Genomic DNA, 17,463 nt, shown 5'->3' with positions numbered 1-17,463 from the left:
TGAGAATCAGCCTTGTTTTCTTTTATTTGAAGATTGGATTCGCACTAATAAATACATTATCTACGCCAATTCTACCAGCAGAGTCAACTACAAAATTATGACCTAATCCGAGAATACTTTGGTTATTATAAAGTAAATTTGCATTATGGGCAGGGCTATTTTTCCATCCTACCATGGCATCGATAGCACCATCGTCTGATAAAAGGTCATCAATATACAGCCCAGTTTGACTTATGTTTTCTCCCTTAGCACCGTAGCAGCCTAAACTTTCTAAGAGATCTTGGAAAGTACCGCCGCCAGGGCGATAGTGACTGAAGCTGACTTGTAATTCTTTAGCTCGAATATCTGCAGCTTGTTGAACGATATCATTAAATTGCATTGGAGCTGCACCGTTTTGTTGACGATAATTATTTAACCATACAAGTTCTTTTTGACGCACATAGTTGTTTAAATCACTTAATGAGATATTTTTGTATTTGAACGTGATCGTTCGATTTTGGTCAACATTATTGATTACTCGTTGGCCGTTTTTATCTACGCTAATGGAAGGATCGTCATTTCTACACAAGAAATAATTTTGATCAGTCATATTTTTCCAAGGAGTAGAGAAGCTATCCCCTTCGTATACTGTTTTTGATTCACTAGAGAGAACAGCGTTGGTATCAGCATTTACATGATTAACAGTCACATTAAATTTACGAGTGTAGTTGAAAATATAATTTTGACTTTCAGTCACATTGTTTAAGGTTACTGAATTTGTTGGTTCTACCCGATCGTCTAAAACATATCCTTGAATAGAAGGCGCAGTTAAAGTGACACTGTCACCGTGAGTGACGTTGACTATCTGTTCTTTCAAAATATTAACTCGTCCTTCATTTTTGTAGTTGTTATTGCACAACAAATTGATTTGATGCACTTGATTATAATTGAATGTGATTGTTGTATTACCTGTGATTGTTCTGCTTTGAGTATCATTACCAATCACTTTGTAGCTAAAATTATCTTTAGCGCCTTCGCTATATTTAAATGCTTTTGCCTTAGCAGTGTAAGTAGAACCAGAAGTTACTTTTGCTTGATCTGTAGCAATCACTTGACCTGTTTGATTGTCAATATGGTTAATGGTAACCATATATGGCGTTTCAGGTTTGTGTTGCAACCCTTTAAATGCAGCATCTAGACTATTTTTAGCATTATTTACTTGGGTTTGAGAAGCCTTAGAATCGTCTAGTACTTTTTTAGCATTGGATAAAGCAGTCTGAAAATTATTCCAAGATTCTTCTGTAAAATCTCCTTTAGCAGTTGATTTTACTCGGTTGTATAAAGCTTGTAATTCAGCTTTATTCACAGTAGGAACTGGTTTTTTCTTTAATCCTTTGTAAGCAGAATCTAATTTATTTTTGGCACTATCCACTTGTTTTTGAGTCGCTTTTGAGTCATTTAACACTTTCTTAGCATTGTTTAAAGAGGTTTGGAATGCGTTCCAGGTATTGTCGGTATAGTCACCTTTTTTCGTTCCCTTAACGCTCGTATAAAGAGCTTCTAGAGCCGATTTATTCACTTTGGGTTTAGAGGTGTCAGCGCCATACCAACCGATACCTTCGTATTTCCAGCCATAGTCTTTGGTTAACCATTGTACTTCTTTCCAACTTGCAGTGTAGTGATGTGAGCCAGATTTTACACCAGGAAGGAAAAGGCGGTAGATCGGTTTATTATTTTTTTCGGCAGAACGCCAGGCAGGCCCTTCATAAGTCCAGCCGTAATTTTTAGTCAACCATTTCACTTCATCCCAACTAGCTGTGTAATGGTGATCACGAAGACCTTTATTGTACAAACGATAGACAAGATGGCCACCGCTAGTCGGTGCTTCCCAGGCGGGGCCTTCATAATTTCCCCATTTTATCTTTACTAGATGGTCACGTTCTTTTTTGCTAGAGGTGTAAAAATGTTCATTATTATTTGGATTGTAAAGGCGATACATGACGTTAGTTGAAGCAGCGTCAACAGATCCAGCAAGACTAAGTGAGGCAGCAAATGTTCCAATAGCTAAAACAGTTTTTGGATTAAGTAATTTCATTTTTTCAACTCCTAATACATTTATAAAAAAGTCAAAAAATGAAGGTAGGTCTTTATATGAATAAAATTATTCCTTTGTTATCAGTCCTTTTTGTAGGAGAATTTTTCGTAAGGCATGTAGGAACGATTCATTCAAATACTTTTCTATTTTTAATATTGTTGGCTTTTATTTTTATTTTTTGGCGGTTAGTATTATCGGTAGTCTGTTTAGTAGTAAAATATACAATAGGCTTGTTTTTTTTTAATATATTTAAATGATTAGAGAAGAAAAAATTATACAAATTTAAGAGTTTATCTACAGTCACAGATCGATGAATTATCATCGATTTTTTTTATTTAAAGGAGGAATCAAATTATTTTGGCAAAAAATAAAACACCAATTGAAAAAGCCGCGTCTAAATTTTTAGAACGTCGTGGTATTTCTGAAACACAGTGGAAAAAAGAAGTTCTTGAAAAAGCACAATTTGACCTATTAAGAGGAAAAGATAAGGACTTAGAAGAATATATCTATCAACGTGAACGTGAAAAACTTGTATTCGATGAAATTATTAAACATTAAAAGGAGCGAATAATCTTATGTTTGAATCAATTACAATGAATTTTTTAACTCAACCGAAAGTAGTAGCTGCAGTTGATATTTTTAGAGCATTACAAACTGCCGCAACTAGTTTAAAAAACAATTTGATGATTTTTGCTGGTGTTGCGGCCGTTGCTTCCATTGTTATTGGGGGGCTTTTCTTCCTATTTGGACGAAGAGGAGCTGAAAACGGGAAGATGCTCGTAGGTTATGTATTGATGGGGGTAGGTGTTATTCTAGGGGCTGCTTCTATCATAACTTCGTTATTTGGATTATTTGGGCAAACACCTCAAGGATTATAAGAAAGTAAAAAAGTAGGAGTAAGAAGTAGTCGATACTTTTTACTCCTTTTTTATGAAAGGAGAATATTCATGTACTTTACGATTGCAGGCAATACCAAAACAGATAAAGAGTTAATTAAAAAAGCAACGAAGGAAGTAGGAAAGCGGACTTCTTTTTTACCGAAAACAATTAAATATTCTGTCATTGAAACGGAAGAACAGCTACATGTGTTAGGGAAAGTACTGGAACACGAAAGTCGATCTTCTGTTAAGTTGACTCTCACGTTACATGACACAGAAGGAAAAATAGAGAAAGCTGGTACAGAATACGTTTTTGGCCCGCTGGATTATCAAATTTCAGAAGGTTTCTATCCTACATTGATGGATTTAATCCGCCTTGATGTGTTTAAAGAAACGGATGAAACTATGAGTGTGGAAGAGTCTTATCGAAACGAAAAACTTTTACAAGTTTTAGAAGAAGAGTTAGAGAGCGACCAAAGAAAAGTGAATCAAGTGAGTGAAGTCGAAGTAAATGAAGAAGTACCATGGGAACGACCAATATTTCCAAAGAAGGAGTCAAAAGAAAAAGAGACAGTCTATGTTGACGAACAAGCTGATATTCCGACTCAGAAATCGATATTTGAGGAAGAGAACGATGTGATGGGTCAATTGGAGGTAGATCCCTTTGAAGAAACAATGGAGGATGAAGAGACGGACGAAGTAGAAGTTGATCCAGTTGAAGCTAATGAAGAGTCAATATGGACTGAAGGGGATTCTCAGGAATATATTGAACCACTTATCAGTGAAGAAGTAGAGAAAAACGAAACAGAGATACAAAAGGCAACTGTATTTGATTATATTTTGGATCAATATCCGCCAGAGCATGAATGGATGAAAGAAAAAAACAAATTATTTTTAAATGAGCTTTATTCGAAATATCAATTACCCCAAACCTATCAAGCATTTTTAGAGAGTAAAGAAGAATTAATCTCACAGGGTAAAGGCACACTTTTAGAACAGTTAGAGTCTGTCCAATCAACAAATTGGCATGAGCTTGCACAAGAAGATTTATTAGCCACCTTTGAAGAACGTCAACAAGAAACAGATCAAGAAATTAATGAGTATGCGACGGAACAGTCGTCTAATTGGGAGAAAGCAAAAGAGGAACTAAATAAAGAAGAACAGCGAATGATTGAAGAAGAAGTACAAAAAATTAAAGAGCGATACGAAAAGAAACGCGACAATGCGTATTCCTTGTGTGTAGAAAAGATCAATAATTTTACCCAGACGAATCAAGGAGCGTTATCGAAAGAAAAAGAAAACTTGTTAAAAGAACGTATAAGAGAACGAAAAGAAGAATTTTATCAAGGTTTGCGTACAGATAAGCTAAAGATTAGCAAAGAATTAAATGAGCAACTGAATAAGCTCTATCAAATAACAAGTGAAGCTCTTATGGAAAAACACGAGCAGATCCAGCAAGAATTACAAGTACAAATTCCAAAATGGAAAAAAGAGTATAAAATTCAACAACAAGAATTGAAAGAACAAGAAGAAAAACAACGGCAAAAAGAAAAAGAGCGTGAACAATTAGAACTAAAAAAACGGAAACAGGATCTTGCGGAACAACAAATGGCGATAGAAAAACAACGGTTAGAGCAAGAAAAGGAAAAAGAAGCAGCTGCTCGTAAGGAACGTCAAGAACAAATGGATACATTGCGACAAGCACAGTTAAATTATCTAGCACAACCTCAACCAACGCCTTCAGTAGCTGCTGTTCAAACGCCAGTGAACAACCAAGCAAATTTAACTCCTTCACCACAGCGTTCCTTTAACGGATGGATGGTGGGATGTATTGCAAGTTTAAGCTTGCTTTTAGGTGGAGGAACAGTATTTGCTTTTAATCATATCAATCAATCTTCACAGGCTGATTCTGTAGCCACAACGGCGTCAATCAAGGAAGAAGCCCAGGAACAAGCAAGAAAAGAGTATGAACAACAATTAGAAGAATTATTGAATCGTACCAATCAGTCAACAACAAAGTCAAGTAGGGAAAACAGTAAAGAGAGTGATTCTAGTAAGACCAAAGAAGGATCAAGCGATTCAACTATACAATCAAACACTTCCGAAAGTTCAGAATCAAATGAGGTGAAATAATGCGTGTTAGAGAAACAACGAGACGAAAAGACAAACGATTCAATTTAGAAAAGAATAGGTATCTTTCTCATTTCTATCGCTATACTCCTTCAGGAGAAGAGCTACCAGAAAAACATGACAAACGTATTTCTCAAAAGATTTTTTATAGTGGCTTAGCTTATCTTCCTTTAAACTATGTTGTTACAAGAATACCAGAAGCATTTCATCGATTTGAGATTATTCCAGGAAGTTTACAAGGAGTGAATATTTTTCAGTTACAAGAAATGCCGCAGTTATTCCATTTTGATTCAACTGGTTTTTGGAATCCTTTGACCCCAACAACAAGTTTAGGCACACGTTTAGTTGTTTCTACGATTTGTGTTGTTCCAGCTGTACTTATGGGATTGAAAATGGACATGTGGTTTCGTCCTCTAGCAGATGGGCAAAAAGGAGATAACCGATTAAAAACGTTAAAGGAAATCCAACAAATTTATCCGCAAATACCAGAATCAAAGGGAAGTTTTCCTGGTTATGGCGGAATACCAATTACTCATTATAAAAAATACTGGTATATTCAGACGGATACAGTAAATACTTGTATTGTTGGTACTTCCCGTTCAGGGAAAGGCCAGATAGAAGTTTTAGCAACCATTGACAATTTGTCGCGTGCAGAAAGACAAAGTTCAATGGTTGTTAATGATCCAAAAACAGAATTATATGTTGCTAGTAAAGATGAACTAGAAGCTAGAGGGTATGATGTGTATGCCTTTAATATCACCGATCCACTGCAATCAATGAGTGATAATCCATTGGCACTCATTGTGAAATACTGGAAGCGAGGAGACATAGACACAGCAACACAGTTAACCAATACTTTTACGAATACGATTTATTATGATGCAAATGCTTCAGACAATAAATACTTTAACGAAAATGCGCAGAAAGCTGTCAATGCACTTATTTTTGCGTTATTAGAACAAGCGGATCAAACAGGGGATTACTCCAAATTAACACCAAATAATCTCGTTGAACTACTTTCAGAAATTGGCGGTTTTAATTATTATCCAGATCCTGATAATGAATTCAAGCAGCTCAATGCCTTAGATGAGTTCATGAATCAGTTACCCCCTGGAAATATAGCAAAAAAACAATATGGGGCAACAAAAATTGGATCTGATAAAGCGAAAGGGAATATCTTGTCTACGGCAATTACAGGATTGAATCCATTTACTCTAACGAAAATTGCGAAGATGACTTCTCAATCGACCATTGATTACAAGTCCATTGGTTTTCCGAAGTATTTGGATTTCAAATTACATGAAAGCCTATTAAATCAACGCATTGTCGTGGAATTTTATCATAAGGGAAAGAAATTTCACGAGGAACGAGTCAAAGTTGGCTATCGTGGTTTTTGTGAAATCAACTTTGATTGTCATTTAGAACAGGGAGATCATGTTTGCTTAAAATATGATCATCGAGGAAAAGAATATGTTGCTTGGTATGAGTTTTCTCAAAGAGTATTGAAAGACGAAGAGGGAAATATCGTTTATCGAAAAAAACGAGGAGAAACCCATTTGCCAGAATTAGAAAAAGAAGCCGTTCTAACATTAGATGAGGATAAAAGTAACTTATTAGTAGAGTCTATTCGGATGCACTATACCGATAAACCAATGGCTATTTTTATGCTCACACCTGATTATGATCCATCTAACCATATCATTGTTAGTATTTTTCTTAGTCAGTTGTATAAAGAATTATCTACGCAATGTGTTAAGACTAAAGGAGATAAATGTCACCGTAGGATTCATTTTATTTTAGATGAATTTGGGAATATGCCACCAATGGATAATATGGAAGGAATCATGACAGTCACAGCTGGTAGAAACATGTTGTGGGATTTGTTTATCCAATCCTATCAGCAACTTTATGCGAAGTATGGGGAACAAAACGCAGCGATTATCAAAGAAAATTGTCAGACACATATTTATATTATGTCGACAGATGATAATACCATCGAAGAATTTTCTAAAAAAGTGGGGAATAAGACGGTTGAACAAGAGAACAGTACCATCAATTCATTAGGTATGAATACTCATATCAATCGCAATGTTGATTCAGATCGTATCTTAACTCCTGAAAGAATTTCTACTTTTTTAGAAGGTGAAACGATTGTACTCGCTCCTTTAAAACGACAAGATTTGAAAGGTCATAAAATACGGCCGTATCCTATTTTTAATCATGGGGAAACGAATCTTCCTTATGCTTATCAATATATTGAAGATTTCAATCCATCGTGGGATATCAATGATATAGACATACATTGTACACATGCGGACTTGGATCTTAAGGCTTTACAAATTGGTTACGATTATTTTCTACCTGATATCTATGCACGTCGACTTTATCACAATATGCACGATCAAATAGAAGAGGAAGCTAAAGAAAACATTTTTATTAAAATCGTTCAATCTTTAGACAACTCAACGGCACAAAAGTTACTTATTCAATTTTATGAAGAGAAGCAAATAGATCGTTTGCAAGAATACCTTGAAAAATTGCGTCAAAATGAAGAAATTACAGAGGTTATAAGGAAACGACTTTTGCTAGAAGCTGAAAAGGCGGTGAAAGAATGATCATTGGAGGAATATTTTCCGGCATTGCCGACTGGTGGTCAGGCTTATTTGGAGATGGGGATGCAGATCCCAAAACCGTAACGAAAGTCTTACAAGATTATGGTAATTATCTGCAGTATCAAGATGTATTCAGTTGGATTTGTAATACTTTTTTATGGGGTTTGATTAAAGGGTTATATAATCTCAATACTTTATTAGAAAAAACAATTTATCAAAGCTTTGATTTAAAAGACTTATTGAACGCCGCTGGTGTTAATGAACTGTTTCAAAGTTTGATTAGTAAGGTATTGGCTCTTTTTTGTGTCGTCACATTAATTTATTTAGGCTTAAAATTTTTTATGAGTAAACATCCACCAAAAATCAAAAATATCTTGGTTAATCTATTTATGGCCATGATTTTGATTTTTGGTGGTAGTTCTTTAATCGATGAAGGGCTAAATATTAGTAAAAACTTTTACGGAGACGTGACTGCAGCAAATAAAGCAGATAAAACGGGTTCACCTGCTTTTCAAATTATTCAAAATAATGTGATCGATGTCAGTACATTACTAGCAACTGACCCGAATAAAGTAGAATCCCTGCCAACAGACAAAAGAAATGCTTTAACAGCGAAAAATTTTAAAACAGCGAATATCAATGGGATTATTACTCCTAAACAAGCTAAAGAAATGGCGGATAAAGATAAGAGTGGTTTATCAGATTTACAAAAGGATCGGTTAAGAGCGTTACAATACCGACTGGAACTGGATGATAATGGAAAAAAAATTCCTGTGCAAATCAGTGATGAAGGCTTAGCCAAATATGTTTATACTTCAGGGTATCGTCGATACATTAGTAGTCCAGGGATTATTTTAGCTGGTGAATCTTCTTTGGCGGTGGCCTATTTATTTATCTTGTTTACGATTGTTACTTGCATTATTGAGCTGGTATTTAAAAAATTCTATTTAGTGATTGCCGCGTCAACGGACTTTGAGACAGGACAACGGATGAAAAGTGCGATAGAAGATATTTCTCAATCCTTCTTGTTATTGGCATTTACGATTTTAGAATTACGAATCTATACATTAATGCTTTCAGGTATCGGTGATTTGCATGCGGAAGGAAAGATCAATGGATTCTTGTATGTTGTCGCTTTAATTGTACTAACCATTGCGCTATTCAAAGGCTCTCAATCAGTTACGAAAATTTTCGGCGTTGATACGAGTCTGAAAAACGGCAGCAATTCTCTTCTTAGCATGTTTGCCTTAGGAAATATTGCGAAAAATGTGGGTAGTGGGGCTAAAAACCTTGCAAGTGCTGGTAAGAGTGGTTTAAGCAATTTAAATGATATTCGTAAAAATGGATTTGGCAATCGAAAAGATGTTACTCCTGATAACGGGAAAGATCAACCAGACGATAAAGCACCAACTGTGTCAAATAGTAAAAAGACAGTTTCCGAAATGTTCGGGAAAGCGAAAAGCGGTGTTTCTAAAGCTGCAGAAGGTCTTGGTTACGTTAATGAACGTGGGTTAAAAGGAACAGCTGAAGATCTTACAGAAAAAGCCAAAGACACCTTAGAAGAGAAATTAGACGGCACGAGAGCCAAAGAATTGGCTGAAGCTGTGAAGAATCCATCCGAAGCACTAGAAAAACAAAAAGAAAAAGCTTCAGAAGTCAAAGAAGGACTAAAAGATGCGTATGGTGAAGGACAAGTCAGTGCAGCAGTAAAAGCTAATACAACAAGTGAAAAAGAAAATCAAGAAGGTGCAGCGATTCCTTCAGCCAAAGATCACCAAGATGAGTTACATTCTAACGAAAATTCGATCGGAGAAAAAGATTCAGAAGAAGGACAACATGGTCAGTTACCAAAAACCGATCCAGAACAATATCGTTATAAATCTAACATTAATTCTGAAAACGAAAAACGCATTTCAGATTTACCAAAACGAAATCAAGAAGTACAAACGGATGAGGATTCCATCGATCTACCAAATGATAATGGAATCGAAGTTGGAACTGAAAAATCAACGAAAGTTGGTTTGCCTAAGGCAGAAAACTTACCAACGAAAGTTGGTTTGCCTAAGGCAGAAAACTTACCAACGAAAGATAGTCGTTTGAATCAATTCAAAGAGAATGATCAAAGCTTTGTTCATCAATCACCTGCAGGTACTGTTCAAATGAAATCAAGTCGTTTGCCTGAAAATGGGAATTTGACAACTGTTTCTTACAATTTATCTGAAAGTGGGGAGACAGAGAATGCGTCCGTTCAAAGTATTGTGATAAGAGAAGCTGCACCAAAACCTATTCAAAACGTTCATACAGGTTACAAGCCAGCAAATGTGGCATTTACTGCACCAATAAAAATAAATGTAACAAGAGAAACTAAAAACAGGAACAATGAATTGAAAGAACAATTATTGAAGGATATCAAATCATAAAAGGCCTACGAGTTAGGCCTTTTTTCTATGTATGAAAAGGAGAAATCATTTATGGATAAATATATTAACATGAAAAATCCTCCAAGATTTAGTGGGGAATGGAAGTTTTTCGCCTTTTTCTTTTTAGATCTATTAACGCTTGGTGGTTGCTTTTTTTGGGCGAAAATAGTCAATAATCTTGTCCACTTACCACTCTTTTTTGCACTCTTGAATTATGGCTTATGGATTGCGATAGCTCTAGTGATTGTTTGGCGACCCTATAATAACCCAGGTCAACGACAAATTTTTGCGATTATCGAATCTATTTTCTTTACGGATAAGAACCACTATCATGCGTTAGATCCTAACCGAAATTATCATGGTACGTATAAGGAGGATGAATAAATGCGAGTCAAAGGACAAAATTCAGTTGATAAGAAATCCATTTTGCAGTTTGGAAAACCAGAAGAACGATCTATCTTGGATTTATTTCCTTATAAATCCTGTACAGAAGAGGGAGTCTTAGTTACTAAAGAAGATCATTTTCAACGTTATTATCGTGTAGTTTCTACAGACGTGGAAGGATTAAACGAACAAGAGAAACTAGAACGAATGAATCAGTTGACCTCCGTCATGCGTACGTATGTGCCAACAATTAAGTTAGTTAGTTTGACCACAGAGACGGATCTAACGGAACAAATCGTGCAAAAGCGGCAATTATTAGATAAGAATCGTATGGAACAATCCTTAGGAAGAAATCTACAGCGATTAAGAAAATATGAAAAGAAATTAGTAGAGGAAATCCAGGAATTGAAACGAGCAGAACAAGAACGTCCTGACTTAAGCTTCTTTTTCGTCATTGAAGGAAAGACAATCAAGGATTTACAAACCAGAAATCGTCAGTTAATGCGATCTAGTGGCATTTTAGGGTTAAAACCACTCTACAAAAAAGAATTGATCAAGATTCTTTATCGAATGAATAATATGAATGATGAGTAGGAATGGAGAAGAGAGAATGAAATATCTGTTGATATGGTTAGAAAAAGATGTTCCGAAGGAAGAGATCACTAGAAAATTTCCTCACACTTTAAGCCTGGGTAAGTTGGGAAAAGGGCAATCTTTTAACCAAGTAAAGAATCAAACAAGAAGAGGTGACTGTACATGTTAGAAGCGATTAAAACAGCTTTTTCACCACAAAATGATCAAAAAGTACTTGATCCATTAAAACAACTAGGAAATCGGGAAATAGAAATTTTAAAATCCAAAGGGTATGATTTAGATTTTTTAAAACAAGTGATGCCACAAGGTGGATTAAATTTCGATGAAGAGTATGTGACCTATGGAAATGGTTATTCACGGTGTGTGACAGTTTATCACTACACAAAAAATCCTACTCTTTTTTGGTTGGCCAATCTCATGAACAATCCTCATACAGTGGCCACACTCGATGTTAGCACAGATGAAAAGCAAAAAGTGATTGATCAAATCAATCGCGCATTAGATGAATTAAATGATCGATCAGATAATGAACGAAAAGCGACTGACCGAAATAAAAGCGCGGAAGAATACCTGGAACTAGCGGAATATGCCCGAAAATTGACTTCTAATGGGGAAATTTCTAAACAAGTCAAAGTGAGAGTACATGTTTACGGAAACACGATTCAAGAAGTGGATGAACGAGCGCAGGAACTGATCGAAAATCTCAAAGGGATGGATTATCGTGCGGTGACTTATCTGCATAAAACCAAACGAGATTGGCAATCGATGTTTACCATGTTCGATGAACAAGCTGAATGGTTCGGAAATATCAAAGGGCAATCATTACCATCGTTAAACATTGGCGGAGGTTTCCCGTTCCACCACCAAACGCTAAAAGATCCAGGAGGTACACAATATGGGGAAACCATGACAGGCGGCCCATTTGTCTGGAATGCGACGTATAAAAATAGTGTACGGTTGTCTACTAATACCTTGCTTCTAGGAATGATGGGAGCTGGTAAATCGACCGTTCTTAAAATGATCGCGGAAGCCCATTTAGCTGCAGGAGACTTTATTTGGGGCTTTGAAAAGGGAAAAGACTTTATTCCTTTCTTAAAGGAATATAACGGTATTATGGTGCGCTTAGACGGATCTGACGGGATGATCAATCCTTTAGAAATATTTGCCACACGGACGTATGATGAAGCATCCAGTTTATATGACGATGGATCAGTCAAAGATTTGAAGATCAATGAAGCAGCGTCCTATCAAACACACTTAGACAAAGTGGTCTATCAGGTACAGTTAGTGAGTCCTCAGCTAAAAGGAACGATGAAAGCAGAATTTAAGACCTACTTAAATCGTTTTTATGAAGAGTATGGAACAGTACCACGCGGCTTTACTTCCTCAAACTCGCGTTCAAATACTGATACGCAAGTCACAGGGAAAGATCCAGAAGCTTATCCGACATTCAAAGAATTTTTAGACTTCTTAGGACAACTGGAATTACCAGGTGCTTCCCAAGAGAAAAAGAATCGAAAAGAAGAAATGGAATCCATCGTAGAATCCTTATGTGAGACGTATGGCATGATTTTTGATGGGCATAGTACAATTCGACACCTTGACCAACAACAGTTGGTCTTTTTTGATATTGATTCAATCACTGGATTGGATCGTGGGGTGCAACAATGTCAAATGTACATGGCGATGACGTTGATTTGGAATCAGGCATTGATTCAAGGAAGAAGACAACGACGTTTAATTAAAGAAAAACAAATGGAAGAACAAGATTTCAAACGCTTCTTGGCGATGATTGATGAGTGCCATAATGCGATTAATCCAGATTTCATTGAAACGGTAAATTATGTCACAAACTTCCAACGAGAAATGCGTAAAGTAGAAGCAATGACTGTTTTAGCGACACAATCCCCACAAGAAATGGTGCCAGAAAATATGTCTTCTGATAACTTCTCGAAACTGAAGAAAGTTTTTGAATTTTCTTCTACGAAGATCTTTATGCGTATGGATGAATCTATTTTACGTCATATAGAAGGATTAGTTGGTAAATCAATGACGAACTCAGAATTAGAATCCATTCCTCAACAAAATCAAGGAGACGCTGTGATCAATTTTGGATCAAAAGAAACCATTCGTGTTCATTTTAGTCCGAACAAACGTCAATTAAAATTGTTTGATGGAGGAAAATAATGGAAAACCAAAATGAAAGTTTAATCAAGCAGTATGTTAAGCGTCGTGCAAAGCGACGCTTATTTTTGTGGTTGTTTGGTACTTCTGCAGGTTTGATGACTATTTTGATCACTGTGTTCGTGACCCTTTTTCTAATACTTGCGGCGGGTTCGATTGATAATTCGGATTCAGATTCAAGCAGTGGTGGCGAAGCTTTTACAGGAGAATATTCGGAAGGATTACCGATTTATAAAGAAATCAAAGGGAGAGGCCCATTTTCAGATGAAATTGCGCAATATGCTGTAGGTGCAGCAGTGAAATATAAATTATTACCAAGTGTGATCCTTTCGCAATACGGTTACGAATCAGCGTTTGGTACGTCGGCGTCCGCAAGAAATGATCTCAACTATTTTGGGATTACGTGGTTCGATGGCTGTTTGTTTCCTAAAGGAACTGCACGAGGAATTGGTGGTATTGAAGGTGGCTGGTACATGAAGTTTCCCAACTCAAAAGCTGCATTATCCTATTACGGATTTATGGTAGCCACACAATCAAATTTTAATGCATGTGTAGGAAATAAAAGCCCTGGCGCAAGCTTATTGATCTTAGGACGAGGTGGTTATGCCGCTGCAGGAATTACTGAAGATAGTCCGTATTATACAGGTTGTATGTCAATTATCACTTCTAATAAATTAACCGAATATGATGAATTCGCGATGAAACATTGGGGTGAAGGTGGTAATGATAATGGCACAATTACTGGTGAATGGACGAATCCATTCCCTGGCAGCAGTTTAGATAAAAGTTCCTTCAGCGGTGGTCAATTATTTGGAACAAATCCAGGCGGTGAATTCCGTCCGAATGGCTTCCATGATGGATTAGATTTTGGTTCAGTTGATCATCCAGGAAGTGAAATTCACGCGGTGCATGGAGGAAAAGTCGTGTACGTTGGCAATCCTGGTATTTCAGGTTTAGGTGCTTGTGTGATCGTGATTAATTACGACGGTTTGAATATGGTATATCAAGAATTTGCGAATAGTACAGGAAATTCTCGTGTGAAGGTTGGAGATCAAGTGAAAGTTGGTCAAGTAATCGGGATACGAGATACAGCACACTTGCATTTAGGTTTCACTCGAATGGATTGGCGTCAAGCACAAGGACACGCATTCACAGATGATGGTACATGGATTGATCCATTACCATTTTTGAATAGCAGCAAAAAATAGATCAGGAGAAAAAATATGGAAAATAAAACTTTAAAAATCGTCTTAACAGCTGCAATTAGCGTTAGTTTAATCGGCAATATCGCGTTGTTTTGGCAGCTGAAAGAAGAAAAAGAGACAAATACCTTTAAAATTGAAGAAGTGGCTAAAAACGCGTCTGAGAAGCTCAAAAAAAATTCCTCTGAGGCACAGGCGAAGATCGACAAGTTAAATCAAACCATCAATGAGAAAAACCAAGAAATCGATCAGCTGAAGCAACAAGATGGCACAAAAGCAAAAGAGGAAGTCACTGAAGCACAAAGAAAGACGGCAGAAGAGTTCGGTCAATTGGCCATTGATAAATCATTAAGCAGAAATGAATTAACGGAAAAACTAAAAGATGTCGCAACCCAAGAAGTGATCGACAAATTAAGTCCTGCAGACGATGATCACCAACATGATGATTACGGAAGTTACTCTTTTACATTAGGTGACGTGCAAACTTATGCTCAAACAAGCAGTGTAAAAGAGGAACAAAACTTTGTGGTATTTGTTGATTATACAATTGGAAATCCTCAATTCAAAGATGTCAAACCACAAAAAATAAAAGGTGGATTAACTGTCACTGAAAAACAGGTAGATGGTCAATGGAAAGTCACTGACTTTAGTTATTTCACTCGTTAGGAGGAAGAAAATGAGTAAGAAAAAAGGAGCAAGACAACGTTTCAAAAAACGGAAAAGTTATCTTAGATGGCTGGGAATCTTTATGATTCTCGGCTTTTTGATTCTTGCTAGTCCGATTTACACACATAAAAAGGTAGACATACCAGATGAAGTAAGCACGAACGCATTTTTAAACACGAAGGAACTGACGATGGTTTCAAAAGAAAAAGGAGCGAACCAGCAATTAGTTTTTGAATTTGCGATCGACGATGAAGATCAAAGCTCATTAAAAGAACTGGCTAATCTTAATTATCGCGTAGAAGTAAAGACAGCTAAAGGGGATTATCAAGCAATAAAAGCCAAAGTGATCAAGGTGTCTGATGATTATTTTGTAGTGAAGTTAGCACATGTACCAGAAGAATATATCGCCATGCGTTTAACCATTATTCCTGAAAAAATTGATCCTAAAGTGGATATGCAAGAACCACAAGATCTGATTTATTACGTTCACGAAGATAAGGTTAAAGATCAAGTGAAAGATGAAGATTATGAACAACATGCGATCAATTACAAAGTGAAAGGATACAAGAAAGAACAAAAAGCAGCACAAAAACAAATTGAATCCTTCCAAGCAACCATTGATTTGAATGAAGAATTAGTGAAGAAACTAAAAGATCAATTGCCTTATCAAGTTGCAGACGATCAGGAAAATACTGAAAATAAGATTAATAGTTACCAGCAAGAAATTGAAACATCGAAAACGCAAATGAAAGATCAAGAAGAGATCATTCAAAAACTTCAAGAAAAAATTGATCGTATGACAAAAGAAAATATTTAGAAGAATAGGTGGAGTAAAAGAAATGAAGCGAGCGAACTTGGTCGGCAAAGATACTTTCGCTGAGCAGAAAGTATTGATTAAAGCCTATCTCAAAGTTGTAAAAGCTAAAGAAATATGTCAAGAAGTGCATTTATCTAACACAACAATATCTGAGTTGAAGAATGGTAGAAAGAGTTTAGATACCTTAAAATTCAGATCATTTGAAGCTTTGTATTTAGCTGCTAAAAAATATTTTACGGCTGAAAGAAAATAAAAACAGGAGGATTTTATGTGAAAAAAGTATATCAAAAATGTTTATGGATCAGCTATATCACCTTAGGTATAGCTGTTAAAGAGATGGGAGAAAACATTAACCACGATTCTAACACAAACATCAAGCACATAAAACATTTAACACTCCTCCTTTCTGGCTGAAGATTTCAACCAAACAGGAAGACAGCGTATCAATTATAGCATACACTTTTTCTTAAATTCATTTTTCATATGACAAAATATTTCCTTCTAATCGACAAAGTTAGAAGGATTTTTTATTGTCTAAATACACAAATAACCTTAATTTTTAAAGAGCATAAGGAAACGTGGGAACACTTTTTAAAAAAAGTGTTCCAATAGGCTGTGCCTATTACGTTTCTCAAAAATAAATGTGGGAACAAAATATTTAAAAATAGGATAGTGAAAGGATAGTGAAGGATAGTAAAAGGAGGGTAGTAGGATAGCAAAAAGGATAGGTTCCTTTTCGCTATCCTTTTTAAATTGGAGGAATTAATATGGAAGTAAGAATAAGAAATGTGGATGAGAAAATCGTAAGAGAAATTGATCGAAGATGTGACGAACTAAGTAACCGTACGGGTAATAAATGGAGTCGTAACGATTATTTAAAATTACTAATAGAAAATGATTTTGATCGTCCTTTGATGGAATATAAAAAAGAAAAGTTTGATCAGTTATTAGAAAAGTTTTCAGAAATTCAAAGCTATAACACAAAGATATTAGAAGAATATGTTAGCCAAAACAATCGTATTTTAGAAATCTTGATCGAGCAAAATAGAGGAAGTGAACTTTGATATGGCAAAGGTTATAGACAAACACATTTACTTTCACCAAACACATATCGATGTGTTGGATGAGATTATTTCTACTCATGCAGAAGTTAAAAACTATAGTGAAGCCGTTCGGTTTCTATGTATGAATTATGATCCAGAAATGGAGAAAAAAGTAAATTCCAATCAAGCAAAGTTGAATGGAATGAGTAAAGAAATTTCTATTTTAACCGAAATGGTTTCAGAGTTTGCAGATCTTCATTTGAAAGATACAGGAATACTAATTGGTACAAATTCAACGGTTTACCAAGAAGCAAAAGAACGTGTGGAAGGAAAAATTAAATCTAATCAAACCAAAAAATATTCCCCTCAGTTGAAGAAACCTGTGAATGAATCTGTTTATGCCAGAGTAGATCCATTTGATCCAACGAAGATTCTAAAAAGATAAAAGTAGAAGGGGAA

The 17,463-nt window shown here is 35.9% G+C and carries 16 protein-coding genes; 15 read left to right on the top strand and 1 reads right to left on the bottom strand.

Annotated elements, in window-relative coordinates:
- Positions 1 to 22 precede the first annotated feature (22 nt).
- Entirely contained in the window at positions 23 to 2,074 is a 2,052-nt protein-coding gene (locus OZ002_RS11015) for a CAP domain-containing protein (protein ID WP_002325557.1), read from the bottom strand.
- A gap of 357 nt (positions 2,075 to 2,431) precedes the next feature.
- Here OZ002_RS11015 and OZ002_RS11010 point away from each other — a divergent pair, with 357 nt between their 5' ends.
- The 15 genes from OZ002_RS11010 to OZ002_RS10940 all read left to right on the top strand — a co-directional run bounded on the left by OZ002_RS11010 (position 2,432) and on the right by OZ002_RS10940 (position 17,449).
- Entirely contained in the window at positions 2,432 to 2,632 is a 201-nt protein-coding gene (locus OZ002_RS11010) for a DUF5415 family protein (RefSeq protein ID WP_002325556.1), read from the top strand.
- 17 nt (positions 2,633 to 2,649) lie between these two features.
- The gene (locus OZ002_RS11005; protein ID WP_325083313.1) at positions 2,650 to 2,952 is read left to right on the top strand and encodes a hypothetical protein; all 303 of its coding nucleotides are present in this window, start codon (positions 2,650 to 2,652) and stop codon (positions 2,950 to 2,952) included.
- 69 nt (positions 2,953 to 3,021) lie between these two features.
- Positions 3,022 to 5,085 (top strand): hypothetical protein, encoded by a 2,064-nt coding sequence (locus tag OZ002_RS11000; protein WP_325083312.1) that lies wholly within the window; start codon positions 3,022 to 3,024, stop codon positions 5,083 to 5,085.
- Entirely contained in the window at positions 5,085 to 7,697 is a 2,613-nt protein-coding gene (locus OZ002_RS10995) for a VirD4-like conjugal transfer protein, CD1115 family (RefSeq protein ID WP_325083311.1), read from the top strand. Before OZ002_RS11000 ends, OZ002_RS10995 begins: the two co-directional genes overlap by 1 nt.
- Positions 7,694 to 10,114 (top strand): pLS20_p028 family conjugation system transmembrane protein, encoded by a 2,421-nt coding sequence (locus OZ002_RS10990; protein WP_325083310.1) that lies wholly within the window; start codon positions 7,694 to 7,696, stop codon positions 10,112 to 10,114. Before OZ002_RS10995 ends, OZ002_RS10990 begins: the two co-directional genes overlap by 4 nt.
- A gap of 51 nt (positions 10,115 to 10,165) precedes the next feature.
- The gene (locus OZ002_RS10985) at positions 10,166 to 10,498 is read left to right on the top strand and encodes a hypothetical protein (RefSeq protein WP_002295656.1); all 333 of its coding nucleotides are present in this window, start codon (positions 10,166 to 10,168) and stop codon (positions 10,496 to 10,498) included.
- Positions 10,499 to 11,092 (top strand): hypothetical protein, encoded by a 594-nt coding sequence (locus tag OZ002_RS10980; protein ID WP_325083308.1) that lies wholly within the window; start codon positions 10,499 to 10,501, stop codon positions 11,090 to 11,092.
- A 162-nt stretch (positions 11,093 to 11,254) separates the two neighbouring features.
- A complete protein-coding gene (locus OZ002_RS10975; protein WP_002307536.1) occupies positions 11,255 to 13,279 on the top strand; it encodes a VirB4 family type IV secretion system protein in 2,025 nt (674 codons plus the stop codon).
- Positions 13,279 to 14,484: a glucosaminidase domain-containing protein gene (locus tag OZ002_RS10970; RefSeq protein ID WP_010728565.1), complete on the top strand. Its 1,206-nt coding sequence runs from the start codon at positions 13,279 to 13,281 to the stop codon at positions 14,482 to 14,484. Before OZ002_RS10975 ends, OZ002_RS10970 begins: the two co-directional genes overlap by 1 nt.
- Positions 14,485 to 14,499: 15 nt before the next feature.
- Positions 14,500 to 15,144, top strand: coding sequence for a hypothetical protein (locus OZ002_RS10965; RefSeq protein ID WP_325083306.1), 645 nt, complete (start codon positions 14,500 to 14,502; stop codon positions 15,142 to 15,144).
- Between the two features lie 10 nt (positions 15,145 to 15,154).
- A complete protein-coding gene (locus tag OZ002_RS10960) occupies positions 15,155 to 15,961 on the top strand; it encodes a hypothetical protein (RefSeq protein ID WP_002295645.1) in 807 nt (268 codons plus the stop codon).
- Positions 15,962 to 15,983: 22 nt separating this feature from the next.
- Positions 15,984 to 16,214: a hypothetical protein gene (locus OZ002_RS10955; RefSeq protein WP_002295643.1), complete on the top strand. Its 231-nt coding sequence runs from the start codon at positions 15,984 to 15,986 to the stop codon at positions 16,212 to 16,214.
- A 17-nt stretch (positions 16,215 to 16,231) separates the two neighbouring features.
- The gene (locus tag OZ002_RS10950) at positions 16,232 to 16,375 is read left to right on the top strand and encodes a hypothetical protein (protein ID WP_002293512.1); all 144 of its coding nucleotides are present in this window, start codon (positions 16,232 to 16,234) and stop codon (positions 16,373 to 16,375) included.
- Between the two features lie 353 nt (positions 16,376 to 16,728).
- The gene (locus tag OZ002_RS10945) at positions 16,729 to 17,025 is read left to right on the top strand and encodes a hypothetical protein (protein WP_002293513.1); all 297 of its coding nucleotides are present in this window, start codon (positions 16,729 to 16,731) and stop codon (positions 17,023 to 17,025) included.
- 1 nt (position 17,026) lies between these two features.
- The gene (locus tag OZ002_RS10940; RefSeq protein ID WP_002295642.1) at positions 17,027 to 17,449 is read left to right on the top strand and encodes a hypothetical protein; all 423 of its coding nucleotides are present in this window, start codon (positions 17,027 to 17,029) and stop codon (positions 17,447 to 17,449) included.
- The last annotated feature ends 14 nt before the right edge of the window (positions 17,450 to 17,463 follow it).

It is taken from the genome of Enterococcus sp. E4-150 (genome assembly GCF_035726465.1).
Classification (GTDB): Bacteria; Bacillota; Bacilli; order Lactobacillales; family Enterococcaceae; genus Enterococcus_B; species Enterococcus_B faecium.
This window is presented reverse-complemented; position numbering and strand designations above follow the sequence as displayed.

Excerpts from the sequence above, each read along its gene's own strand:
- OZ002_RS11015 (WP_002325557.1), bottom strand. The coding sequence starts at position 2,074 with ATGAAATTACTTAATCCAAAAACTGTTTTAGCTATTGGAACATTTGCT.
- OZ002_RS10970 (WP_010728565.1), top strand. The coding sequence starts at position 13,279 with ATGGAAAACCAAAATGAAAGTTTAATCAAGCAGTATGTTAAGCGTCGT.
- OZ002_RS10980 (WP_325083308.1), top strand. The coding sequence starts at position 10,499 with ATGCGAGTCAAAGGACAAAATTCAGTTGATAAGAAATCCATTTTGCAG.
- OZ002_RS10955 (WP_002295643.1), top strand. The coding sequence starts at position 15,984 with ATGAAGCGAGCGAACTTGGTCGGCAAAGATACTTTCGCTGAGCAGAAA.
- OZ002_RS11005 (WP_325083313.1), top strand. The coding sequence starts at position 2,650 with ATGTTTGAATCAATTACAATGAATTTTTTAACTCAACCGAAAGTAGTA.
- OZ002_RS10995 (WP_325083311.1), top strand. The coding sequence starts at position 5,085 with ATGCGTGTTAGAGAAACAACGAGACGAAAAGACAAACGATTCAATTTA.
- OZ002_RS10990 (WP_325083310.1), top strand. The coding sequence starts at position 7,694 with ATGATCATTGGAGGAATATTTTCCGGCATTGCCGACTGGTGGTCAGGC.
- OZ002_RS11000 (WP_325083312.1), top strand. The coding sequence starts at position 3,022 with ATGTACTTTACGATTGCAGGCAATACCAAAACAGATAAAGAGTTAATT.
- OZ002_RS10985 (WP_002295656.1), top strand. The coding sequence starts at position 10,166 with ATGGATAAATATATTAACATGAAAAATCCTCCAAGATTTAGTGGGGAA.
- OZ002_RS10965 (WP_325083306.1), top strand. The coding sequence starts at position 14,500 with ATGGAAAATAAAACTTTAAAAATCGTCTTAACAGCTGCAATTAGCGTT.
- OZ002_RS10945 (WP_002293513.1), top strand. The coding sequence starts at position 16,729 with ATGGAAGTAAGAATAAGAAATGTGGATGAGAAAATCGTAAGAGAAATT.
- OZ002_RS10975 (WP_002307536.1), top strand. The coding sequence starts at position 11,255 with ATGTTAGAAGCGATTAAAACAGCTTTTTCACCACAAAATGATCAAAAA.
- OZ002_RS10960 (WP_002295645.1), top strand. The coding sequence starts at position 15,155 with ATGAGTAAGAAAAAAGGAGCAAGACAACGTTTCAAAAAACGGAAAAGT.
- OZ002_RS10940 (WP_002295642.1), top strand. The coding sequence starts at position 17,027 with ATGGCAAAGGTTATAGACAAACACATTTACTTTCACCAAACACATATC.